The sequence below is a fragment of the Flavobacterium undicola genome (assembly GCF_009909155.2).
Lineage (GTDB): Bacteria > Bacteroidota > Bacteroidia > Flavobacteriales > Flavobacteriaceae > Flavobacterium > Flavobacterium undicola.
In genome coordinates, this window is the sequence record NZ_JAAAPM020000041.1 from 1 (window position 1) to 26,080 (window position 26,080).

Consider the following 26,080-nt stretch of genomic DNA (forward strand, 5'->3'; position numbering starts at 1 on the left):
AAGGAGAAACCGATGCAGAACCGTTTGTTCCTCCATTACAAGACACGTTTGTCTGGGAACCTGAAGAAGTATTGATTGCCGTTGGCTGTGTAAGAGTATAGCTTCTAGTTGCCGTACAACCATTCGCGTCGGTTACCGTTACAGTATAACTGCCTGCGGCAAGTCCCGTAGCAGTAGCTGCCGTTCCGCCCGAAGGTGACCATGAATACGTATATCCCGGAGTTCCTCCCGAAGGAGAAACCGATGCAGAACCGTTTGTTCCACCGTTACAAGACACATTGGTTTGGGAACCTGACGAGGTATTGATTGCAGACGGCTGTGTAAGCGTATAATTACGAGTTGCAGTACATCCGTTGGCATCGGTTACCGTTACCGTATAACTTCCTGCAGCAAGACCGGTAGCAGTAGCTGCTGTTCCGCCAGAAGGTGACCATGAATAAGTATAGCCTGGAGTTCCCCCTGAAGGAGAAACCGATGCAGAACCGTTTGTTCCTCCATTACAAGACACGTTTGTCTGGGAACCTGAAGAAGTATTGATTGCCGTTGGCTGTGTAAGAGTATAGCTTCTAGTTGCCGTACAACCATTCGCATCTGTTACCGTTACAGTATAGCTGCCTGCGGCAAGACCGGTAGCCGTAGCGGCTGTTCCGCCAGATGGTGACCATGAATAAGTATAACCCGGAGTTCCGCCAGAAGGAGAAACCGATGCTGAACCGTTTGTTCCACCGTTGCAAGATACGTTGGTTTGGGAACCTGAAGATGTATTGATTGCCGATGGCTGTGTAAGGGTATAGTTTCTCGTTGCCGTACAACCATTCGCATCTGTTACCGTTACAGTATAGCTTCCTGCGGCAAGACCGGTAGCCGTAGCGGCTGTTCCGCCAGATGGTGACCATGAATAAGTATAACCCGGAGTTCCGCCAGAAGGAGAAACCGATGCTGAACCGTTTGTTCCACCGTTACAAGACACATTGGTTTGAGAACCTGTTGCCGTACTGATTGCAGTTGGCTGAGTTATTGTATAATTGCGAGTTGCAGTACAGCCGTTGGCGTCTGTTACCGTTACCGTGTAACTTCCTGAGGCAAGACCTGTAGCCGTAGCTGCTGTTCCGCCAGATGGTGACCATGAATAAGTATAACCCGGAGTTCCGCCAGAAGGAGAAACCGAAGCACTACCATTTGTTCCGCCATTACATAATACGTTTGTCTGGGAGCCTGATGCAGTATTGATTGCCGAAGGTTCTGTAATTGTAAATGTTATCGCAACAGCTGAAGAATTGGCGTCAGTTACTGTACAAGTCCAGGTTCCTGCAGAAAGTCCCGTAACAGAAGTAGTTCCGTCACCTGTGGGGTTTCCCGGTGTCCAGTTGTACGTATATGGGCTTGTGCCACCTGTTGGGGTATTAACGCTAGCTGCACCGTTTGAACCTCCGTTACAGCTTACATTGGTTTGTGAAGCTGCTGTTACACTAGGTGTAGAAGAAGTAACAGTAAAAATAGGGTTTGAGCCCGAAAAATTTGCTCCACCGGGTGTTATATCGTAGGTCGTACTTTCATTAGTGCTCCAATTTGAATTGGTGCAAATAGAAGTCATGAGAGCACTTTTAGTTCCTGATTTTGTGCCAGTATAAATATTATCATCGCCGTGATAACCGCCAGAAGACGGGTCGTAATTTAATGCAATTGCATTTGTGCCTAGTGTTAACGATGGAGGTAAATAAGAATTTCCATTATTGTTTGCTCCAGAACCGGTTTTTAAAAATTGTCCGGCTATTTGAGTAACGCTATTATGTGTGATTGCAAATGGATTACACCATGCAAAAATATAAGTAGTTACAGAGGTTGCACTTGAACCTTGAAAAATAAACCAGTTGTCCCCGCCTGCAGGAGAAGGACATGCCGTAGCAGATGTATTGGTCCAACCTGTTACACTTACATTTCCGGGTAAGCCGGAAACAACTGGAGTACCGGATGTCGGATTGATTGTGAATTTTATAACAGTTCCTGCTGCTATTGTGGAAGTAGTGACCCATTGAATTGAACCTTCAGCAGTATTGGCTGTTGAAACTGTACTAAACACAGCCGTTGATTCATCATATGCATAATCCGTTATCCTGATTTCAGTTCCTGAAGTAATTGGTACAAGATTCATAATTGACATTTCATAAGGCGAAGCGTCATAATTAATTCCTATGATGGCAATGTCGCCTGCCGACAAAGTCGTTTGTGCATGTCCTCCATACCAAAAGAGGCATAGTAAGAATGCGTAAATGAAGGTAAAGTTCTTTTTCATAAGCAGATTAATTGTTTTAAGCATATTTTAAGACCAAATATACTACAAATTAAATGCTAGATGTTAGAAACTCAGTATGTTTTTTAAGTATTTTTGCTGTTTTTATTTAATTCATAGCACATGAAAAAACTTTCAATTATAATACCTTGCTACAATGAGGAAAAAACGATAGTTCAAATATTATCAAAAATTAATGATCTCAATTTATTAGAAAACACCGCTAAAGAGATTTTAATTATTAATGATTGCTCAACAGATTATTCTGAAGAATTAATTAAAAATTTTATTGAAGAACACCCGGAACTTTCCATAAAACATTTTAAAAACGATATCAACAAAGGAAAAGGAGCTTCTATTCATATTGGAATTAACAATGCAACAGGGGATTTTGTCATTATTCAAGATGCTGATTTAGAATACCATCCTAATGAATACAATGTTTTATTAAAACCTATATTGGATGGATTTGCCGATGTTCTATATGGTTCCAGATTTATGGGAAGCAAACCACATCGAATTTTATTTTTCTGGCACACCATTGGAAACAAATTTCTGACGTTTTTATCAAATAAGATGACAAATTTAAATTTGACAGACATGGAAACTTGCTACAAAATGTTTACTTCTTCAATCATTAAGAATATTTCTTTAAAAGAGAAAAGATTTGGTTTTGAACCAGAAGTTACAGCAAAAATTGTCAGGTTTCATAATATTAAGAATATATGAGGTTGGAATTTCGTATTATGGCAGAACTTATGCAGATGAAAAAAAAATAGGATGGAGAGATGGTATTTATTGTATTTATTGTATTATTAAATATGGCCTTTTCAAAATGAGTTAATTTGTAACTACTGTAAAAAAATATAAAGATAAATTGATTATAGAATTATTATGCCTAAGAAGAAGATAAAAGTTTCAAATGCAACTCAAATAGAGGATTTAAACCAAAAAAGTATTATACGATAGTGTCTCACTAACTGTGTAAGTTGAAAAGTTATTAACAAAAAAACATCTCTTTTTATTTTCCCTTGAGACGTAATAAACGAATTACAAATAACACTAACCTAAAATAAAAAGCAACACAACACACATAATAATTAGATTATTAATGATTTGATATCCTTTTTTTATCTAAATTTATTCACCCCAAGTTGTTCATTTTGTCTTACTTAAAAGCTGTACCAATGAAAAACTTTACTTTATTTATTCGTTTATCTTTAGTTCTTAGTCTCGCATCTTTATTTTTAGTTACTAGTTGCCAAAATAATGATTTGATTGAAGTACAAGAATTAGGTTCTTTAACAAATTTTACTACCGAACCAATTAAAGGACAATATGTAGTCGTTATAAAAGAAAACATGGCTGGAAAATATGCTACGCAAAAATACAGCCAACGTATTTTATCTTTAAAAAAAGATTATCTGGCTCGTTTTTCAGATATCAAACTTACTTCAGAAGAGGTAAAACAAACCTACGGATATGGAGTTAGCGGATTTGCAGCAGAATTAAACGAAGATCAACTCTTATCTTTACGAAAAGACAGCCGCGTTAAATCCATTGAACAAGATTACGTCATAACCCTTAACCCTGATTTGTCTATTTTAAAAGGAAAACCCAGCGGTGGTGGCGGTGGATCCCCAGCTCAAGTTACACCATGGGGAATTAGTCGTGTTGGTGGCGGACTTAGTGGAGTAGGAAAAACAGCCTGGATTATAGATACAGGAATTGATTTAACTCATCCTGATTTAAACGTAGACAAAAATGGTCGTAATGCAAGTTTCCTGAGTGGTATCGACGCTAATAATCCTAATGATGGAAACGGACACGGAACCCATGTTGCAGGAACAGTAGCTGCAATCAATAATACTATCGGGGTTGTAGGAGTTGCTGCCGGAGCCACGGTAGTTGCTGTACGTGTTTTAGATAGCCGAGGAAGCGGCTCTTATTCAGGAGTTATTGCCGGGGTCGAATATGTAGGTGCAAATGGCATCGATGGCGACGCTGCCAACATGAGTCTAGGAGGCCCAGTCAGTTCAGCACTCAACAATGCAGTTATCACTGCTTCAGCAAAAGTTAAATTTGCATTGGCAGCTGGAAACGAAAGCGACAATGCAGATAATCACTCCCCATCTAGCGCGAATGGTGCTAATATCTACACTGTTTCTGCAATGGATAAATTGGATGTTTTTGCCTATTTTTCAAACTATGGATCTTCGGTTGATTTTTGTGCTCCTGGGGTTGCGATTCAATCTTTATGGAAAAGTGGCGGAATGAATACCATCAGCGGAACATCTATGGCTGCACCACATGTTTGCGGACTACTACTATTAGGTACTATATCATCTGGTGGTTTTGTTCAAAATGATCCCGATGGCAGTCCGGATAAAATTGCCCATCATTAACTCATTTTATCAAATAGCTAAACAAGCTTGTTTTGAGATGAAAAAACAAATAATGGACAACTATTTCTCTAGTAAATTATTAAAAAACACCTATTAAATTCAACTTTCTTATTTTTTTGGTTGTCGTAATATTTTATTAAAATAAACCCCTTGTAAAAAAACGGATACGTCTTATTTATTTTGAAATAAACCCACATTTTTAGAAACAACCTCGAGAACAAAATCTTATTGATTTTTTTATTTTCACCCCCACATTTAACAATTTATTAAACAAAACAACGCAATTAACCAAAAACCTCTAAAAATTCATAAAATACAAAACAGCCTTTATGCTGTTACAAACACAACTTTATGAATGAAAACAGAAATAAAAAAAACTAACTCACTAAAACACAAGCAAGCAAAACAAAAGCACACAATCCTATTAATATAGTTTGGGTATCGTATATAATCGATAATATTAATTGAATACATGATTTCATTTTTATACTTTTGCGTTCTTGTTACCACCTTATTAAAAAATACGGTAGTACAAAACACAGAAATACACTAAAAAAAATTAAAAAATGAGCAAGACATTATTTGACAAAGTATGGGATTCGCATGTTGTGCGTAAAATTGAAGACGGACCAGATGTGTTTTTTATTGATCGTCATTTCATTCACGAAGTTACAAGTCCAGTAGCTTTCTTGGGTCTGAAATCAAGAGGCGTATCAGTATTATATCCTGAACGTACATTCGCAACTGCCGATCACAATACACCTACTATTAACCAACACTTGCCTGTTCAAGACGCTTTATCTGCTAATCAATTAAAAGCATTAGAAGATAACTCAGCAGAATACGGTATTTCTCACTGGGGATTAGGTCACATAAAAAATGGAATTGTACACGTAGTAGGGCCTGAAAACGGAATTACTTTACCTGGTGCTACAATTGTATGTGGAGATTCACATACTTCTACTCATGGTGCTTTTGGCGCTATTGCTTTTGGAATTGGTACTTCTGAAGTAGAGATGGTTCTTTCTACTCAATGTATCATGCAACCGAAGCCTAAAAAAATGCGTATCAACGTAAACGGAAAATTAAGTAAAGGTGTTGGTCCAAAAGACGTTGCACTTTATATTATTGCTCAATTAACTACTTCTGGAGGAACAGGTTATTTTGCTGAATACGCAGGAAATGTATTCGAAGAAATGACAATGGAAGGCCGTATGACTGTTTGTAACTTAAGTATCGAAATGGGTGCTCGTGGAGGAATGATTGCTCCTGATCAAAAAACATTTGATTATTTAGAAGGCAGATTACATGCTCCAAAAGGAGAAGCTTGGACAAAAGCAGTAGAATACTGGAAAACTTTAAAAACAGACGAAGGCGCTAAATTTGATGCTGAATTAAATATCAATGCCGAAGATATCGAACCAATGATTACTTATGGTACAAATCCAGGTATGGGAATTGGTATTTCTAAACACATTCCTTCTGCTAACCAAGTTGAAGGTGGAGAAGAGACTTATAGAAAATCATTAGCTTACATGGGTTTCAATGAAGACGATGTAATGATTGGAAAACAAATTGATTATGTTTTCCTAGGAAGTTGTACTAATGGTCGTATCGAAGATTTTAGAGCTTTTGCTGAAATTGTAAAAGGTCGTAAAAAAGCCGATAACGTAACTGCCTGGTTAGTTCCTGGTTCTCACGTTGTTGAAGCTCAAATTAAAGAAGAAGGAATTTTAGATATCTTGACTGAAGCTGGTTTTGTATTGCGCCAACCAGGTTGTTCAGCTTGTTTAGCTATGAATGATGACAAAGTACCTGCTGGAAAATATGCAGTGAGTACTTCTAACAGAAACTTCGAAGGCCGTCAAGGTCCAGGTTCAAGAACATTGTTAGCTTCTCCAATTATGGCAGCAGCAGCAGCAGTTACTGGAAAATTGACTGACCCAAGAGATTTGATGTAAAAGATTGCTGAATGTAGATTAACGATTTTTGATTTCAGATTTCATCAATCTACAACGTTTTTTACAACAATCAATTTATAATTTCAGATTACAAAATATAATATTAACGCTTTCAATTTTGTTTTCCTCAAAGAAAATCTAAAATCAGAAATCGTTAATCAAAAATCAAAAATCAAATGGCATACGATAAATTTAATATACTTACTAGTAGTGCAGTGCCACTACCGATAGAAAACGTAGATACTGACCAAATTATCCCAGCTCGTTTCTTGAAAGCTACAAAACGTGAAGGTTTTGGAGACAACCTTTTCAGAGACTGGAGATACAACGGAGACGATACTCCAAAAGCTGATTTCGTATTAAACAACCCAACTTACAGCGGAAAAATCCTTGTGGGTGGAAAAAACTTCGGTTCAGGTTCTTCTCGTGAGCACGCTGCCTGGGCAGTTTACGATTACGGATTCCGTGCTGTAGTTTCTTCTTTCTTTGCTGATATCTTCAAAGGAAACTGTTTAAATATTGGAGTTTTACCAGTACAAGTTTCTCCTGAATTCGCAGATAAAATCTTTGCTGCTATCGAAGCTGATCCTAAAACAGAAGTAGAAATCAATTTGCCAGAGCAAACAATTACATTGAAAGCTACAGGTGAAAAAGAATCTTTTGATATCAACGGATACAAAAAGAACAATATGGTTAATGGTTTTGATGATATTGACTATTTACAAAACATTAAAGAAGAAATTGTAGATTTTGCTAACAAGCTTCCTTTCTAAATAAAATCATCATATAAAAATGCAGCTGCTAAACATAATTCTTAAGGAATTCTTTAGCAGCTGCTTTTAGCGTTTTATAAAACACACAATAAAATGGTTTCAAAATTCTGAAATCAGAACCTTTTTTAGCATCAAATTTATAATGGGAAAAAGAAAAATTGAAATAATGGATACGACACTTCGTGATGGTGAACAAACCTCTGGAGTATCATTTTCTGCTGCAGAAAAACTAACCATTGCCCAATTATTATTAGAAGAGTTGCATGTTGACCGCATCGAAATAGCTTCGGCTCGCGTAAGCGAAGGAGAATTTGAAGGCGTAAAAGGAATTATGACTTGGGCAGAAACAAAAGGATATGCGGATAAAATTGAAGTATTAACTTTTGTTGATAAAGGACTCTCTATCGAATGGATGAAAAAATCGGGTGCAAAAGTGCAAAATCTTTTGACCAAAGGTTCACTCAACCATCTTACACATCAATTAAAGAAAACACCAGAACAACATTTTTCTGAAATTGCCGAAAGCATTGCTTTAGCGAATGAAAATGGAATTTTAACCAATGTTTATTTAGAAGATTGGAGTAATGGTATGCGTAATTCACCTGAATATGTATACCAATATTTAGATTTCATTAGCACCCAACCCATAAAAAGAATATTACTTCCAGACACTTTGGGTGTACTTATTCCTTCGGAAACTTTCGAATATATCTCAGAAATCACGAAAAGATACCCTGGAATTCATTTTGATTTCCACGCACACAACGACTACGATTTGAGCGTTGCTAACGTGATGGAATCATTAAAAGCAGGTATTCACGGACTGCACGTGACGGTAAACGGAATGGGAGAACGCGCTGGAAACGCCCCTTTAGCCAGTACTATTGCTGTAATTAATGATTTCATGCCCGAAATTGAAATTGGCGTAAAAGAAACTTCTTTATACTCAGTTAGTAAATTAGTTGAAACTTTTACCGGTTACAGAATCCCAGCCAACAAACCAATTGTAGGCGACAATGTTTTTACTCAAACAGCCGGAATTCACGCTGATGGAGACAATAAAAACAATTTATATTTCAATGATTTACTTCCGGAACGCTTTGGAAGAAAAAGAAAATACGCTTTAGGAAAAACTTCCGGTAAAGCCAATATTGAAAAAAATCTTCAGGAATTAGGTTTGCAATTAAATCAGGAAGATTTAAAATTGGTTACCCAAAGAATTATCGAATTGGGTGACAAAAAAGAAACTGTTACTAAAGAAGATTTGCCTTATATCATCTCTGATGTATTGGATAGTCACACCTATCAGGAAAAAGTTACCGTAGAATCATATTTGTTATCTCACGCCAAAGGAATGAGACCATCAACCACTATTTGCTTAAAAATAGATGGACAAATCATCGAGGAACACGCACAAGGCGACGGTCAATTTGATGCTTTTATGAATGCTTTGACAAAAATTTATAAGACCAAAAAAATGACTTTACCTAAACTTACTGATTATGCGGTAAGAATCCCTCCTGGAAGTAGTTCGGATGCTTTATGCGAAACCATTATTACCTGGGTAAACAACGGAAAAGAATTCAAAACAAGAGGTTTAGATTCAGATCAAACAGTAGCTGCCATTATTGCAACTCAAAAAATGCTCAACGTAGTAGCAGTTTAAATTAGAAAACAATAAATTAATATAAATACAAAATAATGAAATTAAATATCGCACTTTTAGCAGGGGACGGAATCGGACCAGAAGTAATTGATCAAGCAGTAAAGGTATCAGATGCAATTGCACAAAAATTTGGACATGAAATTACTTGGAAACCGGCTTTAACTGGTGCTGCTGCGATTGATGCAGTAGGTGAACCTTATCCTGATGCAACACATGAAATTTGTAAAAATGCTGATGCAGTTTTGTTTGGAGCGATTGGTCACCCAAAATACGATAATGATCCTTCTGCACCTGTAAGACCAGAACAAGGTTTGTTAAAAATGCGTAAAGCATTAGGTTTGTTTGCTAACGTAAGACCAACTTTTACATTCCCATCTTTATTAGATAAATCTCCATTAAAAAGAGAAAGAATTGAAGGGACTGACTTAGTTTTCTTAAGAGAATTAACTGGTGGTATCTACTTTGGTGAAAAAGGAAGAAGAGACAACGGAGATACTGCTTTTGACAACTGTGTTTATACTAGAGCTGAAGTACAACGTTTAGCTAAAAAAGGTTTCGAATTAGCAATGACTCGTTCTAAGAAATTATGTTGTGTGGATAAAGCTAACGTTTTAGAAACATCTCGTTTGTGGAGAGAAACAGTTCAAGCAATGGAAAAAGATTATCCAGAAGTTACTGTTAGCTACGAATTTGTTGATGCTGTAGCGATGCGTTTGGTACAATGGCCAAATTCTTATGATGTATTGATTACTGAAAACTTATTTGGAGACATCTTAACTGATGAAGCTTCTGTAATTTCTGGATCAATGGGATTAATGCCATCTGCATCTATGGGAGCTGAAGTATCTTTGTTTGAGCCTATTCACGGTTCGTACCCACAAGCAACTGGTTTAAACATTGCTAACCCAATGGCTACTGTTTTATCAGCTGCTATGATGTTTGAAAACTTTGGATTGATGGAAGAAGGAAAAGCAATGAGAGATTCAGTAAACAAAGCTTTAGAAGCAGGAATAGTTACTGAAGATTTAGCTGATGGAGGTAAAGCATACGGTACTAAAGAAGTAGGAGACTGGTTAGCTGCTAACATCTAATTTTCTTGATAACACCATAATAAAAAAGGGGACAATTTACATTGTCCCCTTTTTTTATATAAAGAAAAAATATTAATATCCTCCTCTGTTTCCACCACGGTCATTTCCACCACGGCTGTTTCCTCCACCATAACCACCACGTGAATCTCCACCACGGCTGTTATTGTTAAAGCTTCTTCTTTCACCTTCTGGTTTTGGCTCAGATTTATTAACAACAATTGCACGTCCTTGAACAGTAGCTCCGTTCAATTCATCAATTGCTTTTTGAGCTTCAGCATCAACTGGCATCTCAACAAAACCGAATCCTTTACTTCTTCCAGTAAATTTATCAGTAATAATTTTAACAGAATCAACTGCTCCGTAAGCCTCAAAAGACTCTCTTAAATCTGCTTCCTCAATACTAAATGGAAGGCTTCCAACAAAAATATTCATATGTACTTATTTATAATAATTGTGACAAATGTAATCTTATTTTTTTATAACCCACTATAAATAAGCTTATTTATATTATAATTTAAAAAATAAAATAAAAAACTTTAATAAAGAATAGCAAAAATTTTGAAACCCAATAAAATGGGTTGATTCAACACTATTGAACAGCAACCTTATAGAAAACTCCATATTGAAAGTTCAAAGTGGGTCCTGCTAAAGGATTATCAAAAGTATTCTCTAAATTAAACTTGAATGTACCCGAAATAGTCTTCCCCACTTGATCATATTCCGTAATTACAATTTGACCATCACCAACTCCAAAACCAGAAGAAAACGTAATACTTTCTTTGGTTAAAGGATCTTTAAAGACATAGGTTGCCGTACTCGTTGGAGTTGTCCCTATATAATAAGTGCCCACAGCAGCCGAATTTGTTTTCAAAGTAACCACTTCAGTTGCAGTATAAGCTTCTATTACCAATGAACCTCCTGAATTAACCGTAGCAATGGACTGAACAGCTCTCCAAAAAACATTGTCTTTCGTTCCTTGAAAAGCAGGATTATTGAACCTCACATCTTCCTGACAAGAAAACAAAGTAAAAAGTACAATCAAAAACAAAAAATGCTTTTTCATAAATATTACAGATTTACAAACAAAAATAGGACATTAAACCTAAAATAACAGAATTAAGCCAAAAAAAAGAAACAAAATAACCCGCTAAACAATTACGTATCATAATACTAAAATACTATTTGCTATATGAAAAATTAATGTATCTTTGCAGCCTTAATTAATCGAGGTCGAGTACCTCAAAATTTAATCATTAAAGATTATGTCAGTAAAAATTAGATTACAAAGACACGGTAAAAAACAAAAACCGTTTTACTGGGTTGTAGCAGCAGATGCTCGCTCAAAAAGAGATGGTAAATACTTAGAGAAAATCGGTACTTACAATCCAAACACAAACCCTGCAACTATCGAATTAAACTTGGATAGCGCTGTAAAATGGTTGCACAATGGTGCACAACCAACTGATACTGCTAAAGCAATTCTTTCTTACAAAGGAGCTTTATTGAAACACCACCTTGATGGAGGAGTTCGTAAAGGTGCTTTAACTCAAGATCAAGCTGATGCTAAATTAACTGCATGGTTAGAAGCTAAAGCTGGAAAAGTTGATGCTAAAAAAGACGGTTTATCAAAAGCGCAAGCTGATGCTAGAGCTAAAGCTTTAAAAGCAGAACAAGAAGTAAACGCAAAACGTATCGCTGCTGCTGCACAAGCTGAAGCTGATGCTATTGCTGCTGCAACTCCTGCTGTAGAAGAAGAAACTGAAGTTGCTGCTGAAGAAGCTGCTACTGAAGAAAACAACGAAGAAGCTCAAGCATAATTTAGAAGCGAAAATGCGTAAAGAAGATTGTTTCTATTTAGGCAAGATCGCCAAAAAATTTAGTTTTAAAGGAGAAGTTCTGATCTATCTAGATACAGACGAACCTGAGTTATACGAAAACTTGGAATCAGTGTTTGTTGAACGCAACAAACACTTGGTTCCTTTTTTTATTGAAAACAGTTCAATACACAAAAATGACTTTCTAAGAGTTCATTTTGAAGATATCAACACCGAAGCTGATGCCGATACTCTTATAGGTAGCGACATTTATCTTCCTTTAAAAATGTTACCAAAACTTTCCGGTAATAAATTCTACTTCCACGAAGTAATTGGTTTCGAAGTAGAAGACAAACGTTTGGGATTTGTTGGAGAAATTCAATCTGTCAACGACACCACTGCTCAACCGTTATTTGAAGTAATCAAAGACGGAGCAGAAATTCTTATTCCAATGATTGACCATTTCTTAGTTAAAGTGGATCGTGATAACAAAAAAATCATCATGGATCTACCTGAGGGTTTGATTGAGATGTACCTTTAATTTAGTGTTCAGCATTTAGTTTTTAGTGTTCAGTTACTAAAATCTGACTCAAGCGAAAGCGAACAGGCGAAGCAAATCAGCATTCGCTAATCTTCACTCAAAAATCAAATAATAAAGCATTCAGTCGCAGCGTTTAGTTTTTGAAAAATCTGCAATCAAAAATCGTTAATCTACATTCCGCAATCTCTATGTTCCAATTCAAAAAATTCTCTATAGAACAAGACCGTACGGCAATGAAAGTTGGCACCGATGGTGTATTACTTGGTGCCTGGACTCCTCTTGAAAACAATCCGTTTAGCATTTTGGATATTGGCACAGGAACTGGAATCATTGCTTTGATGTTAGCACAACGAAGTGCCGCGGAACAAATAGATGCTTTAGAAATTGACGAAGATGCCTACGAACAAGCAACAGATAATTTTGAAAATTCCCCTTGGAATGACCGCTTGTTTTGTTTTCACGCTGGCTTGGACGAATTTATTGAAGAACCAGAAGACGAATATGATTTAATTGTTTCCAATCCCCCTTTTTATAGTGAAGATTACAAATCCAGTAACGACCAACGAGACTTGGCACGTTTTCAAGATGCCATGCCTTTTGAAGATTTGATTGAAACAGCTGCTTTATTGCTTTCTGAAAACGGAATCTTCTCCGTTATTATTCCTTTCAAGGAAGAAGAAAATTTCCTGGCTTTAGCCAATAAATACGAATTGTATCCGCTAAAAATCACCCGCGTAAAAGGAACTCCAACCACTGAAATCAAACGCAGCTTATTGGCTTTTAGCCGAAATGAAAATCTTAATTTTCCAGTTGATGAATTAATTATCGAAACCGCACGACATATCTATACTCCAGAATACATTGAACTGACAAAAGATTTTTATTTGAAGATGTAATACTAATTTAAACAATCCTGTTTTAAATAAATTCACCACAAATTATACCATTTAGAATTATAAAACAGTTTTTTGTTTACCTCACCCCAACCCTCTCCAAAGGAGAGGGAGTTGGAAAATTGGATTATTTTATATTTCTAAATGGTATTAGGTAAATTATTTAAAAAAATATCCAAATAAAAAAACGAGAATATATTTAGCTTTTTCCAAACAAAACTACATATGTAAAGTATATATGTGTATCAGTGAAGAACAAAACACCAGCCGACAAGAATTAAACGCAAAAGACTTTTGAATATAGATAGATAAAACTTCGGAATCGATTTCATTTAAGGAACAAAAAGAAGGAAAAAAATTTTAGCACAAGTAGAAAATGGCTCAATTACAGAAATCAACATATCTTCAATTGATCGTTTAGGCAGAAAGATCATAGAATTACTAATGGTGATAGAATTTTTAAATCAAAGATCAATAAACTTTTTTTAGAAAATATTGGAATGAACCCATTGATTGATAACAAGCCAAATTCAACTTTTAAATGATCATTAGTATTCTTGGTAATGTTCAGACGGAATGCTTGAACATACTAGAAAGACAGGAATCTGGAATAGCAAAAGCATTTACTAAAGCCACCGCATCTGGTCTTACATCCCAACAAAGCTGATTAACCATTTTTCGGATGGCTTTTGTTTTTACCGCTTCCATATAACCTTCTTCTAAATACCAGCCTTTATTTTTTTCTATTTGCGAAAGCGCATACAATTGATTTAATTTCGTTAAAATAGCTTTGCTTTTTTTATCCTTAACAGCTGCGATAGCAATTTGAAATTGTTCCAAAACTACCCGATCCAAATAGGCTTCAGCCATATCAATCATTTGGTGTTGCACCACATTAAAAGCATCATAGACTTCTAAACCATTGTCAATTAATTTTTTGACACGCCTAGCAGCAGATGCCAGAATGGTTTTTTCCCGATGCTGAAACGCCTGCAAATGAAATTCACTATCCAATAAATGCGCTTCATCAATCTTTCGAATAGCAAGCGGATTTTTTTCGGCTATAGCTGATTTGGCATTTTCATAAACATAATTAATGATTCCAAAAGAACCCATTTCGCCAAACGATTTTCTAAACTCCGCCAGACGGTTTTTAGCCACTAACTGCATCAAAACGGTATTATCACCTTCAAAAGTGGTATAAATTTCAGTATCGTTTTTTAAGGCATCAATTCTGTTTTCTGACAAATACCCTTTTCCGCCACAGGCTTCACGGCATTCCTGCAAAATTGCTGTAGTACTCCAGGTCGAATAGGATTTCAAACCTGCAGCCAAACCTTCTATTTCCTGCATTTCGGTTTCGGTTTTATCAATAAAACGTTGCGTGAGATATTGCAAAGCAAAATGTACTGCATAGGTTTTAGCTAACGGAATTAACAACCTGCGTTGGTGCATACGGTAATTCAATATTGGAACTTCCGCCCCGCCTTCGGGTCCAAATTGCTTGCGTTGGTCGCTGTATTTTATAGCAATCGTCAATCCGCTTTTAGCTGCTGCCAATGCCGAACGCGGAATTCCAATCCTTCCTCCAACCAATGTTCCAAGCATTGTAAAAAAGCGCCTGTTGTCACTCGGAATCGGGCTTTCAAATTCGCCTTTATCATTTACCGAAGCAAAACGATCCAGCATATTTTCTTTCGGAATCACCACTTGATCAAAACGAATCGTGCCGTTATCCACTCCATTCAACCCCATTTTATGACCGCAGTCTCCAATAGTAATTCCCTTTAAGACAACAGCATTTTCGTCACGCAAAGGCACCACAAAAGCATTTACACCATGATCCTGTCCTGCAATAATCAGTTTCGCAAAAACGGTAGCCATTTGCCCGTGAACAGCCGCATTCCCAATATATTCTTTTTGTGCTTTTTCGTGTGGCGTATGAATTGTAAAAGTTTGATTTTCGTGATTATAAGTAGCGGTTGTTTCCAATCCCTTTACATTCGAACCGTGATGCGTTTCGGTCATTGCAAAACAACCTGGCAATTTCAGTGTACCAATGTCTTTTAGATATTTCGCATAATGCTTCTCCGTTCCTAATGATTGTACACTCATCCCCCAAAGTCCAAATTGCACTCCAAATTTAATCACCAAACTCAAATCGTGATAACTCAGGGTTTCCATAATCGCAAAATAATCAGCTATGTTTTCGCCACCGCCATATTTTTTGGGATAAGCCATATTACCGAGGTTTTCCTCAGCCAGAATTTTGCACCAATCAAATACTTTTTGGCGATAAACGCTAATATCTGTTGAAGTTTCATATTGAAATTCCGGTCTCGAAATAATCGATTTTACTTTATTGATAATCGGCGCCTGTGCTCCATCTAAAATAGCCGTGATTTTTTGAACATCAAAACTAGCCTCTGTATGAGAATTGACCGTATGGGATTTTGCTTTTGTTTTAAAATTACCAATAGCTTCTTCCCCAAGAATCCCCAAATCATTTTCGAGTTTTACAAAAGAACTTTCTAAACTCTGAATCACAGCATTGTTTTCAGAAAGCACCACCGCAATTTCAAAAATAGATTTTACAGCAGGCTGCTCCTGAATACTTTGCTCAATTTTATTTTTCCAATCGGCAATATCCTGACGAGACGGTGGATTAGCAATTGTTATTTTAGAAAATAACAATTCTTTCTCTTCCGCCGAAAGCCAATCTTGTGAATCAATAAAACTTTGTAAGGTAGCAAACTCTTTTTCAGTCAATAAATTATCAGACCATACAATATATAACAGTGGGATAAAAGCTTGTAATTGGGTGTTTTCCATAAATAAACGTATTTCAATTTGAAATCGATTTTCCATAATAGATTATGAAAACATGAAAATACAGATTCCGATTTGCAATCGGTGTTAAGATTCTGGTAATTTTGGAATAAGAAAATACCCATTAAGATTTTGAGCTACGCGCTTCACTACGTCCATAAAAAACAAAACCCCGTAAACGTTAAGTTTACAGGGTTTTTTTAATTTGCTAGTTGGTCTACAAGGACTCGAACCTTGAAAGACTGCACCAAAAACAGTTGTGTTACCATTACACCATAGACCAGCAGTGCTTTATTGCGAGTGCAAATTTACACCGTTTTTCAGTTTACACAAACTTTTTTTAGTTTTTTTTTGAAAAAAAATTCAAAAACCAAAAATACACCTCATAATCAACATCTTAAAAAAGCCATTAGTTTTGCAGAAAATTTTGTTAATGCCTCCATCCTTAAACAAAAAAACATTTTCTTTGTACCTCGAAAAATTAACTAAATTTTACTACATGAACAAGGAGTCTTTCAATTTCAAAAAATGGAATACTATCATAGGCTGGATTGCATTTGGAATCGCATTAATAACCTATTCTCTTACTGTTGAGCCCACTATGAGCTTTTGGGATTGTGGAGAATACATTGCTACAGCAGCAAAACTGGAAGTAGGTCACCCTCCTGGAGCTCCTTTATTTCAAATGATTGGCGCCTTTTTCGCTATGTTTGCTACTAATGTTCAACATGTTGCTTTAATGGTTAACATGACTTCTGTTTTCTCCAGTGCCTTTACTATTCTTTTTATGTTTTGGTCTTCTACTATGATTTTAAGAAAAATCATATCTAGCTCTGAAGAACCTAACAAAAGTAACGACATTGTAATTTTAGGAAGTTCTTTCGTAGGCGCTTTAGCCTATACTTTCTCTGATAGTTTTTGGTTCAACGCCGTAGAAGCCGAAGTATATGCCATGGCATCTTTGCTTATTGCTTTACTTTTTTGGTTGGGATTGCGTTGGGAACAAGACATGAACACACCCAGAGGAAACAAATGGTTATTGATTATTTCATTAGTAGTTGGTCTTTCATTTGGAGTACACTTTATGGCCTTATTGACAATACCTGCAATAGGATTCTTGTACTATTTTAAAAACTACAAAACGGTAACAATTAAAAATTTCATCATTGCTAATATTGTAGTAATCTCTGTTTTATTATTTATTTTCAAATTACTACTTCCTCTAACGATGGCGTTTTTTGCTAAAGCAGAAGTTTTTACCGTAAATAGCCTAGGAATGCCATTTGATTCAGGAACTATTTTGGCTGCTTTAGTGCTAATAGCCTCTTTCTATTTTGGATTAAAATACACTAAAAGCAAAGGACTTGTTACCTACAACACCCTTATCCTTTGTATTCTATTTATTCTAATTGGTTTCTCGACTTGGTTAATGCTACCTATTAGAGCTAATTCAAATGTTATCATTAACGAAAACAAACCATCAGATGCCCGTGAAGTTTTAGCCTATTACAATAGAGAGCAATACGGTTCTAATCCTTTGTTTTATGGCCCTCAATACACAGAAAGCTTTGCAGGCTTAGACAAAGACATGCCTTACCTTGACAAAGCTCCTAACTACGAGAGAGATTATAAAACGGGTAAATATGTTATTGTAAACAATTATAAAAACGCAGAACAAAATAGTGACAATGCTCAAAAAACATTCTTACCCAGAATGTGGAGCACCGAACACATTGAAAACTACATCAACTTTACTAATCCTCCTCAATTCAGCATTAATCCTGATTATCCATACGAAAATGATTTATCCCGATATGGTGTAGATGCAAGCAAGCTTTCTGAAGAAGATTACAATAGAGCTATCGCCCAATTAAAAAATGAGGTAGAAAAAACCGTTTCTGAATTCAGACAAGCCTATGCTCAAAAACAAATTGACAACGAAGGCTATGTTAAATTCTTAAAAAGCTATGGCGATTACCTAATAATCGAAAAACCTACTACAGCGGACAACCTTAGTTTCATGGCCGAATACCAATTTGGCTACATGTATTGGAGATACCTGATGTGGAATTTCGTAGGACGTCAAAGCGACAACCAAGGAAGATATGACAACCAGGACGGAAACTGGCTTAGTGGAATTAAATTCATTGACGACATCCATTTAGGTTCGCAAGACAATTTACCTACAGACGCCTTAAACAACAAAGGACGCAATGTATATTATTTCATTCCTTTTATCTTAGGACTTATTGGATTAATGTATCATGCCGGTAAAGATTTAAAAAGTTTTTATGTATTACTGGCTTTATTTCTTTTCACAGGAATTGCTTTAAAAATCTACCTAAACGAAAGACCTTTCGAACCAAGAGAAAGAGATTACGCCTTAGTCGGTTCCTTCTATGTGTTTGCCATCTGGATAGGATTAGGTGTTTATTCATTGTACGAAAGCGCCAAAAAATATCTATCTCCAAAAATTATTGGACCAGTTATCATAGCGGCTTCTTTATTGACAGCACCTGTTATAATGGCTTCTCAAAACTGGGATGATCACGATCGTTCTGACAAATACACTGCTTTAGCTATGGCAAAAGCCTATTTAAGCTCTTGTGATAAAGATGCCATTTTATTTACCATTGGTGATAATGACACCTTCCCATTGTGGTATGCACAAGAAATTGAAAATATCAGAACCGATGTAAAAATCGTTAACACTAGTCTTTTCATGACCGATTGGTACATAGACCAAATGAAAACCAAAACTTACGAATCAGAACCATTGCCTATTTCTTTTACACACGATCAATATGTAGGAGACAAACTGGATTATGTAGTAAGTATTCCGAAGATAAAAAGCCGATGGAGCGTAAAAGGCTTTATGGATTTTATCAAACATCCAAAATCAACTGTTGATATGGCAAACGGGCAAACCATCCATTTCTATCCAACAAGCCAAATTAGAATTCCTGTTGACAAAAACACGATCATCAAAAACAAAATTGTTTCTGAGAAATATTATGATTCAATCGTTCCTTATATCGATATTGACATCAAAGGAAGTGCCTTATACAAAAATAGATTGATGATGTTAGATCTTGTTGCTAATAACAACTGGAAACGACCAATCTATTTTAGTGGTGGTGCCTTTGACGATGAAGAATACTTATGGATGAAAGATTACCTGCAATTAGACGGTATGATTTACAAATTAGTTCCTGTAAAAACCACGATTCCTAAAGATGGAAATCCTATGGAAATGGGGCAAATTGATGCGGACAAAATGTACAATATCGTAATGAAATGGGATTGGGGTAATAGTGAAGGTAACATCTACCACGACCCGGAAACACGTCGTGAAAGTATTACTTACAGAACTAATCTTTCCCGATTGACTGACCAACTCATTAAAGATGGCAAAATAGACAAGGCTAAAAAAGTGATTAATTTAGCCATGGAAAAAATGCCAATTGACAAATTTGGCTATTATTCCTTACTGGAACCATTTGTTAACAATTATTATCAAGTAGGCGAAAAAGCGAAAGCTCATGAACTTGTTGAAAAGCTAATTGGTAAGTACAAAGAAAATCTAAATTACTACAGTAAAATGAGTGCTGGTGACCAAACAGACATAGCAATAGACATTGTTACTGATATTGAGCGTTACAGAGCCTTATTAGACGCAGTTAAGAAAAACAACGACGCTGCTTTCTTCCAGAAACACCGAGGCGCTTTCAATACTTATATTGATATATTCCAGCGTTTTGGTCGCGATAAAGAATAAATAAACTATTGATTTTATAAAAAATGTAGCAATCCCAACAAAAAAGATTGCTACATTTTTTTTATCTTTAATATCAAATGAACTCCAAATGAAAGCTTATTGGATCAAAACACATCGTATCATCAAAAAAATATTTTCTAACTTTATTTGGGATATCCCTAATAAAGAAAAGAAAATCTACCTTACTTTTGATGATGGACCAACTCCCGAAATTACTTCTTGGGTTTTAAACCAATTGGAACAATACAATGCCAAAGCTACTTTTTTTTGCATCGGCAAAAACATTGCAGCACATCCCGAAATCTTTACCCAAATCATTGATAAAGGCCACAGCATAGGCAATCATACCTACAATCATCTGAATGGCTGGAAAACTACTACTGATGAATACCTGGAAAATTTCGAATTGTGTGAAGCCGCTATTTCAAATCAAAGATCTGAAATCAAAGATCTGAAATCAAAAATCTTCAGACCGCCTTACGGGAAAATAAAAGCAGCCCAAGCTAAAAAGCTCAGACAACAAGGCTATAAAATAATTATGTGGGACGTTCTTAGCGCCGATTTTGACCAAAACATTACTAAAGAAGCATGTTTGGACAATGTAGTATCCAATACTAAATCAGGAAGTATAATTATATTTCACGACAGCGTAAAGGCTTTTAAAAACCTGGAATACGTTCTACCTAAAGTGCTCAAACATTTAGCTGAGCATCACTTTTCTTTCGAGGCAATAAAAGATTAAGCCAGTAGCTCCTGTACAATCGTAATAAGCGAATTAGCATCTAACTCTCCTGATTGTCTCCAAACCATCTGACCGTCTTTATACACCATCAAAGTGGGTAGTCCTTTAATTCTTAAAGCTTCGGCAAGTTCTTGATTTTTATCGACATCAATCTTTATCACTTTTGCCTTATCACCTAAAGCAGCAGCAACATCTCTAATAACCTCATGCATAGAAACCGAAGATTCATTCCAATCTGTGTAGAAATCAATTAACACAGGTACTTGTGCACTTATAAGTTCTCCAAATTTTGACATAAAACCAAGAATTAATTTTTTTTAAATCTAAGAAAAATAACGTTTCTTCTCATACAAATGTAGCATTTTTAACGAATTATGCTACTTTATCTCCTTTTTTTAGTTCGATAACCGTGATTTCAGGCATAATTCCTACTCTACCAGGATAAGCATGAAAGCCAAAACCTCTGTTTACATACACATAACGCCCTAAATGCTCATATAAACCTGCCCACTGCGCATAGACATATTGCGCCAGACTCCATTTAAAATAACCCGGAATTTCGATCCCAAACTGCATTCCATGCGTGTGTCCTGAAAGGGTTAAATGAAAATTCTTCTCGTGATTTTTTATCTCAAATTCCCAATGACTCGGATCATGACTCATCAAAATTTTAAATTCTTTTTCGTCTAATGCTTCAGAAGCTTTCATCAAATCGCCGGCTTTCTTAAAATTATTTCCCCAGTTTTCAACACCTACTAAAGCAATTCGATCGTTTCCTTTTTCTAAAAACTGATGTTCATTCAACATCAACTTAAAATCGATTTGTCCGTACAATTCTTTAATTTCGTTAAAATTTCGCTCTTTATCCGCCTCCGATGGCCAAGATACATATTCGCCATAATCATGATTCCCTAAAACCGAATATTTACCATATTTATGATCTTTAATTCGCTTAAAAGTGTCAATCCAAGGATGCATTTCCTTAGCGTGTGTATTGACAATATCACCAGTAAACAAAATCATATCCGAATTTTGCTCATTTATCAAATCAATCGCATAATTTATTTTGTCCGGATTATCAAAACTCCCCGAATGCACATCGGAAATTTGAGTAATCGTAAAACCGTCAAAAGCATCAGGTAAATCAGGAAAAAAGATACGCTGTTTGATTACTTTATAATTGTATTTCCCAATGGTGACTCCATAAATCAAAGACAAAAAAGGAACAGCAGCCAAGCCCAAACCAATCTGACTTACAAACTTTCGCCTTTCCGGAAAAACATTTGTATTTACTGAATTATCTATAAAATAATTGATTGCTCCAGCCCCTATTCGGAAAACATCTTCACCTAATAATATTATTGTGACAACAATTTTTGGAACATAAACCAATAACATCAAGCCTGTGGTAAACATGAATTGCTTGGTTTGCCCAACAGAACGATCTAATTGCGAAAAAGAATAGATTATAAATACTAAAATAAGCAAGCTTATAATTTGATAACTCACCAAAACCCATCTTAATTTAATTAAGGTTCGAATGGCTTGATAAGAATAAAACTCAATGAATAAAAAAAGAGCACAAAGAATTACAAAACGAATGATCATGTGTTTAGTTTTAAGCAAAGTAACAAAGAATGAAAATTTTATGGCTTTTTATTATCAAAAATTTAACTCAAATAAGAGCAAAAAGCTGATAGATTTCTCTACCAGCTTTTTCTAAATCAATTTTTTAAAAACCTTTTATAAACTTCAACATCGTTTACTTAAATAAACCAGGTTGTTTTATTTTTTAGCTTTTGCAGCTTCAGGTTTAGCAGCCTCTACTTTTGCCGCTTTTTTATCAGCTTTTTTGTCTTTTTTAGAAACTTTAGCTTCTTTTACCGGAGCAGTTTGAGCTGGAGTTGTTTGAGCATTTACCATTGCAGTAGTTCCTAAGACAGCTACTGCCAACATTACTAATTTTTTCATAATTATAATTTATTTATTGTTATTATTCATTTACTATACCCCAAAGATATAATCGCTAAATGAAGAATAGATGAAGATTGAAATGCTTAAATAAAATTAACTTTTAATTGTATTTTAAATCTTCCGGCAATAAAAGTGTAAAAGTAGTTCCGTGATTTATTTGCGAAGTAACTTTAATTTCAATATGATGAAAAAGGGCAATACTCTCAGCTATAGCAAGCCCTAAACCCTGACCATCCTGATCAGAACTAATTCTGGCGAATCTATTGAATATTCTTTCGAGCTGAGAAGCATCCATTCCAAATCCTGAATCGGTTATGGAAATAAAATAGTTTTGATTTAAAAATCCGTCAGCTATTATGATTTCACCTTTTGGCTGATTGTATTTTATGGCATTGGTTACCAAATTATAAATCAAAATATGAATTAAGGTTTTATTTCCTGTAAAGCCAAAATGATGTTGCATTTTATTGGTAAACTTAATTTCCTTATCGTCAATTCGATCTTGTAAATCCTCTTGTAAATCGGTTATAATCTCGTAAAAATCGATATCCTCATTTGCTTCATATTGATTATTCTCAATTCTTGAAATCAACAATAAGTTATTAATGATTTTTTTTAGCATGTCTAAAGTCTTGAGCGAACTCACAATTTTATCGAAAGCATTATCATCTAAAGAATCATTTTGCAATAAATTTTCGAACTTATTTTTGAGCAAAGCAATAGGCGTAAGAAGCTCGTGCGAAACATTCGAAATAAATTGTTTTTCTTTTTTGAAAAGCTCTCCAATACGATCCATCATTTGATTTAAAACCAAATCTAATTCTCTAAAATCTTTTGATCTTGATTTTATTGGCGTATGATCAAAAGCTTCGGGTTCGTTAACACGTCTTATTTTAGTGTCAATTATTTTATAAAAAGGCTTCAGTAAATGTTCGATATAAAAAGTATCTACCAGAAAAGTAATCAAAACGATTACTACAAAAACAATTAAAATAAAAAACCGAATAATAAAAGTAAGATCATTTACCTCGCTCAGACTACTCCCTATTTCTAGCTGATAACCCTCTTTTTCATAGGTAAAATGGTATTGCAAAATTCGATACTCATTGGACTCTCCTTCAATAATGCGATAATCATTTATAAAAGAATTCTTTTTTTGATTGGGGTTTATAGGCAATCTTGAAAGTACCAAAAACTCACTATGTAAGGTTGAGAATTGAGAATAGGTTTCTGTCGAATCATTTCGAACAATAAAATCATTAATTTCATTTCGATCCAAATTATCAATAAACTTTTTCTTCTTTTCTAATAAGCTATTGTTGATGTGTTTATAAACCACTTTTTCGACCAAAACGGGAAGCATTAACCATAAAATCAAGATTAGCAATAATCTTGTTAACGCATTAAAAATGGCAAGTTGGTGTTTTATTTTCACAGTTTATTTTTTAAACATTTATACGATATCCAACATTTCGAACCGTTTCAAACCAACTAATATCAATATGTTTATCCAGTTTTTTTCGAAGATTCCTAACATGAACATCTATAAAATTCGAATCGGAATTGACTTCAAGAATATCGCCCCAAATGTGTTCAGTAAGTTGCAACCTGGTAATTACTCGATTTTTATTCAATACCAAATGTTGGAAAATATCAAATTCCTTTTTTGTCAAATTAATTGGAATACCATTATAACTCACCTTGTAATCCTGTAATTGCAAAGAAAATCCATGTATGTTCAAATCGTTCAACGTAAAGCCATGCATCCTGCGAATTACAGCAAACAATCTGGCACTCAATTCAGTCAAGGCAAAAGGTTTAGTCAAATAATCATCAGCACCAAGCTGCAAACCATTTATCCGGTCATCTAATTCGCCACGGGCCGTAATAACAATGACCGCCATTTTTGATTTTGTTTTCCGAACAGCCTGTAAAACCTCAAATCCATCTCCATCAGGCAATCCAAGATCCAATAACATCGCATCATAATCGTTGCTATGTATTTCCTCTAATGCATCACTACAAGTATTGGTGATTTTGCACAAATAACCCACATTACATAAAAAATCATAGACTTCGGCAGCGAGTTCTTTATTATCTTCAACAATCAGAATATTCATAAACACAAAATTATTAGCACAATTAAAATTAAGCAATTATAAAAAGCCTTGTTGTGCATTATTAAAAAAATTAACGAATAAAAAAAGCTGATAAATTTCTTCATCAGCTTTCTCCATAATTATTCTTTCTACTTTGCTTATCCTACAATTCAATTATTAGAAAGCAAAACAAAAACAATATTTATTTTTTCACTTCCTCTTTTGTAACCTCTTTCGCTGCTTTTTCTTTTTTCTCAGCTTTGTGTTTAGGATGTTTAGTTGCTTTAACTTCTTTTGCCGGAGTTGCTTTTGCCGGAGTTGGAGCTGCACTAACCATTACAGTGGTTCCTAAAACTGCTACGAGTAACATAACTAGATTTTTCATGACTTTTAAAATTTAAATTAATATCCTTTTATTTTATAGATCAAATGTACCTCTGTAAAATGAAGACAAAATGAAGAAAACAGTGCCTCTAAAAAATTTAACTTCACATTAACGGTTTCGATTCAAGCAGGGTTTTGTAAGAATATTTTAATATATTTGAAGAATATAGTATGAAATAAACATTCGCCAATCTATCCCTTTTTGGGTGTATACACGAAGGCTTGTTTCGTTTATAAACGAGTTAGCACCAATTTATCGACAACACATATGATAAGCCATAAACCTTTAAAAAGCGTATCGCACAATTTCAGTCACTCTTTCATTAGCTTAATGAATTATGTAAAAGATGATTATTTTTTAGGGCATTTACTAAAGCAAGCTAGAAAAATTAACAAAGATTGCTTAACTTTAGATATACTAGAAAATAAAGCAGAACCTGAAGAGCTTTTAACAACTGAAATCAAAATTTCGATTGAAAGCTGGTGTAAATGGTTCCCTGTTTTAGTTGAAAATAGTGGCTCAACAATGGAATTTGTGAAATCCGCAACGTTATCAATTAAGTTTGACCTGGAAACTTCAAAATTTACGGACAATAGCAAAAAGTATCTAGAAAGTCCATTTGTTTGTGAGATTATCATTGTTGATGACAGAGGAAAGGAATACAATAGAAAGCATGAAGGTTGGTGGTATCCTGAAAGTGAATAAACTGGTGCTAACAGTTAGAGTTTCGTTGCGTGCGCAGCACGAACAATGAAACTCGTGTTGAACGGAACCGATTACACATCCGTCACACTATGGAGTTATCGTAAAATAAATTTGTAGATTTTCAAGAGGATTTT

Annotated in this window: 23 protein-coding genes and 1 tRNA gene; 13 read left to right on the forward strand and 11 right to left on the reverse strand. The window is 35.2% G+C overall.

Translation table 11 applies throughout. The features are described from left to right. Positions 1-2,293, reverse strand: a 2,293-nt coding sequence (locus GTZ96_RS16580; protein WP_207720202.1) for a beta strand repeat-containing protein, incomplete at its 3' end; no start/stop codon positions are given. A gap of 120 nt (positions 2,294-2,413) precedes the next feature. Here GTZ96_RS16580 and GTZ96_RS16585 point away from each other — a divergent pair. The 6 genes from GTZ96_RS16585 (at position 2,414) to leuB (ending at position 10,186) form a co-directional block, all read left to right on the forward strand. Then, the gene (locus GTZ96_RS16585; protein WP_317168919.1) at positions 2,414-3,019 is read left to right on the forward strand and encodes a glycosyltransferase family 2 protein; all 606 of its coding nucleotides are present in this window, start codon (positions 2,414-2,416) and stop codon (positions 3,017-3,019) included. A gap of 458 nt (positions 3,020-3,477) precedes the next feature. After that, positions 3,478-4,695: a S8 family serine peptidase gene (locus GTZ96_RS16590; protein WP_161645027.1), complete on the forward strand. Its 1,218-nt coding sequence runs from the start codon at positions 3,478-3,480 to the stop codon at positions 4,693-4,695. Between the two features lie 566 nt (positions 4,696-5,261). Beyond that, a complete protein-coding gene (gene leuC / locus GTZ96_RS16595) occupies positions 5,262-6,656 on the forward strand; it encodes a 3-isopropylmalate dehydratase large subunit (protein WP_161645028.1) in 1,395 nt (464 codons plus the stop codon). Positions 6,657-6,832: 176 nt separating this feature from the next. After that, the gene (leuD, locus tag GTZ96_RS16600; protein WP_161645029.1) at positions 6,833-7,429 is read left to right on the forward strand and encodes a 3-isopropylmalate dehydratase small subunit; all 597 of its coding nucleotides are present in this window, start codon (positions 6,833-6,835) and stop codon (positions 7,427-7,429) included. Positions 7,430-7,571: 142 nt separating this feature from the next. Beyond that, positions 7,572-9,095 carry an alpha-isopropylmalate synthase regulatory domain-containing protein gene (locus GTZ96_RS16605; protein WP_161645030.1) on the forward strand — a complete coding sequence of 508 codons (1,524 nt, stop codon included), beginning with the start codon at positions 7,572-7,574 and terminating at the stop codon, positions 9,093-9,095. Positions 9,096-9,130: 35 nt separating this feature from the next. Next, positions 9,131-10,186: a 3-isopropylmalate dehydrogenase gene (gene leuB / locus GTZ96_RS16610; RefSeq protein WP_161645031.1), complete on the forward strand. Its 1,056-nt coding sequence runs from the start codon at positions 9,131-9,133 to the stop codon at positions 10,184-10,186. 72 nt (positions 10,187-10,258) lie between these two features. Here the strand turns inward: leuB and GTZ96_RS16615 are convergent, their stop codons facing one another. Together GTZ96_RS16615 and GTZ96_RS16620 are read right to left on the reverse strand one after the other, a co-directional pair. Then, positions 10,259-10,618, reverse strand: a complete 360-nt coding sequence (locus GTZ96_RS16615; protein WP_161645032.1) for an RNA recognition motif domain-containing protein — start codon at positions 10,616-10,618, stop codon at positions 10,259-10,261. 157 nt (positions 10,619-10,775) lie between these two features. Continuing rightward, on the reverse strand, positions 10,776-11,249 hold the full coding sequence (locus GTZ96_RS16620) for a DUF6252 family protein (RefSeq protein WP_161645033.1): 474 nt from the start codon (positions 11,247-11,249) through the stop codon (positions 10,776-10,778). A 199-nt stretch (positions 11,250-11,448) separates the two neighbouring features. Between GTZ96_RS16620 and GTZ96_RS16625 the strand changes: the two genes are divergently transcribed. The 4 genes from GTZ96_RS16625 (at position 11,449) to GTZ96_RS18500 (ending at position 13,923) form a co-directional block, all read left to right on the forward strand. Next, the gene (locus GTZ96_RS16625) at positions 11,449-12,003 is read left to right on the forward strand and encodes a 30S ribosomal protein S16 (protein WP_161645034.1); all 555 of its coding nucleotides are present in this window, start codon (positions 11,449-11,451) and stop codon (positions 12,001-12,003) included. Between the two features lie 13 nt (positions 12,004-12,016). Beyond that, the gene (rimM, locus tag GTZ96_RS16630; protein ID WP_161645035.1) at positions 12,017-12,541 is read left to right on the forward strand and encodes a ribosome maturation factor RimM; all 525 of its coding nucleotides are present in this window, start codon (positions 12,017-12,019) and stop codon (positions 12,539-12,541) included. 188 nt (positions 12,542-12,729) lie between these two features. Next, complete coding sequence (locus GTZ96_RS16635; RefSeq protein WP_161645045.1) at positions 12,730-13,437, forward strand: tRNA1(Val) (adenine(37)-N6)-methyltransferase; 708 nt, start codon at positions 12,730-12,732, stop codon at positions 13,435-13,437. 354 nt (positions 13,438-13,791) lie between these two features. Then, positions 13,792-13,923, forward strand: a complete 132-nt coding sequence (locus tag GTZ96_RS18500) for a recombinase family protein (RefSeq protein WP_161645046.1) — start codon at positions 13,792-13,794, stop codon at positions 13,921-13,923. A gap of 78 nt (positions 13,924-14,001) precedes the next feature. Here the strand turns inward: GTZ96_RS18500 and GTZ96_RS16645 are convergent, their stop codons facing one another. Beyond that, on the reverse strand, positions 14,002-16,266 hold the full coding sequence (locus GTZ96_RS16645; RefSeq protein ID WP_161645036.1) for an acyl-CoA dehydrogenase family protein: 2,265 nt from the start codon (positions 16,264-16,266) through the stop codon (positions 14,002-14,004). Between the two features lie 209 nt (positions 16,267-16,475). Continuing rightward, a tRNA-Gln gene (locus GTZ96_RS16650) sits at positions 16,476-16,546 on the reverse strand. Between the two features lie 216 nt (positions 16,547-16,762). On the opposite strand from GTZ96_RS16650, the gene GTZ96_RS16655 reads away from it, so the two are divergent. After that, positions 16,763-20,041, forward strand: coding sequence for a glycosyltransferase family 117 protein (locus tag GTZ96_RS16655; protein WP_161645037.1), 3,279 nt, complete (start codon positions 16,763-16,765; stop codon positions 20,039-20,041). A gap of 88 nt (positions 20,042-20,129) precedes the next feature. Further along, a complete protein-coding gene (locus GTZ96_RS16660; protein ID WP_161645038.1) occupies positions 20,130-20,783 on the forward strand; it encodes a polysaccharide deacetylase family protein in 654 nt (217 codons plus the stop codon). Here GTZ96_RS16660 and GTZ96_RS16665 read toward each other — a convergent pair. The 6 genes from GTZ96_RS16665 to GTZ96_RS16690 form a co-directional block, all read right to left on the reverse strand. Then, positions 20,780-21,079 carry a thioredoxin family protein gene (locus GTZ96_RS16665; RefSeq protein ID WP_161645039.1) on the reverse strand — a complete coding sequence of 100 codons (300 nt, stop codon included), beginning with the start codon at positions 21,077-21,079 and terminating at the stop codon, positions 20,780-20,782. The two genes, GTZ96_RS16660 and GTZ96_RS16665, sit on opposite strands and share 4 nt — an antisense overlap. Positions 21,080-21,155: 76 nt before the next feature. Then, positions 21,156-22,391, reverse strand: a complete 1,236-nt coding sequence (locus tag GTZ96_RS16670) for a metallophosphoesterase (RefSeq protein ID WP_161645040.1) — start codon at positions 22,389-22,391, stop codon at positions 21,156-21,158. A 177-nt stretch (positions 22,392-22,568) separates the two neighbouring features. Continuing rightward, entirely contained in the window at positions 22,569-22,754 is a 186-nt protein-coding gene (locus GTZ96_RS16675) for a hypothetical protein (protein ID WP_161645041.1), read from the reverse strand. A 103-nt stretch (positions 22,755-22,857) separates the two neighbouring features. Continuing rightward, positions 22,858-24,192: a sensor histidine kinase gene (locus GTZ96_RS16680; RefSeq protein WP_317168920.1), complete on the reverse strand. Its 1,335-nt coding sequence runs from the start codon at positions 24,190-24,192 to the stop codon at positions 22,858-22,860. A 10-nt stretch (positions 24,193-24,202) separates the two neighbouring features. Continuing rightward, positions 24,203-24,877 (reverse strand): response regulator transcription factor, encoded by a 675-nt coding sequence (locus tag GTZ96_RS16685; protein ID WP_161645042.1) that lies wholly within the window; start codon positions 24,875-24,877, stop codon positions 24,203-24,205. A 181-nt stretch (positions 24,878-25,058) separates the two neighbouring features. Further along, on the reverse strand, positions 25,059-25,241 hold the full coding sequence (locus GTZ96_RS16690) for a hypothetical protein (protein ID WP_161645043.1): 183 nt from the start codon (positions 25,239-25,241) through the stop codon (positions 25,059-25,061). Positions 25,242-25,571: 330 nt separating this feature from the next. Between GTZ96_RS16690 and GTZ96_RS16695 the strand changes: the two genes are divergently transcribed. Continuing rightward, positions 25,572-25,946 carry a hypothetical protein gene (locus tag GTZ96_RS16695; protein WP_161645044.1) on the forward strand — a complete coding sequence of 125 codons (375 nt, stop codon included), beginning with the start codon at positions 25,572-25,574 and terminating at the stop codon, positions 25,944-25,946. The last annotated feature ends 134 nt before the right edge of the window (positions 25,947-26,080 follow it).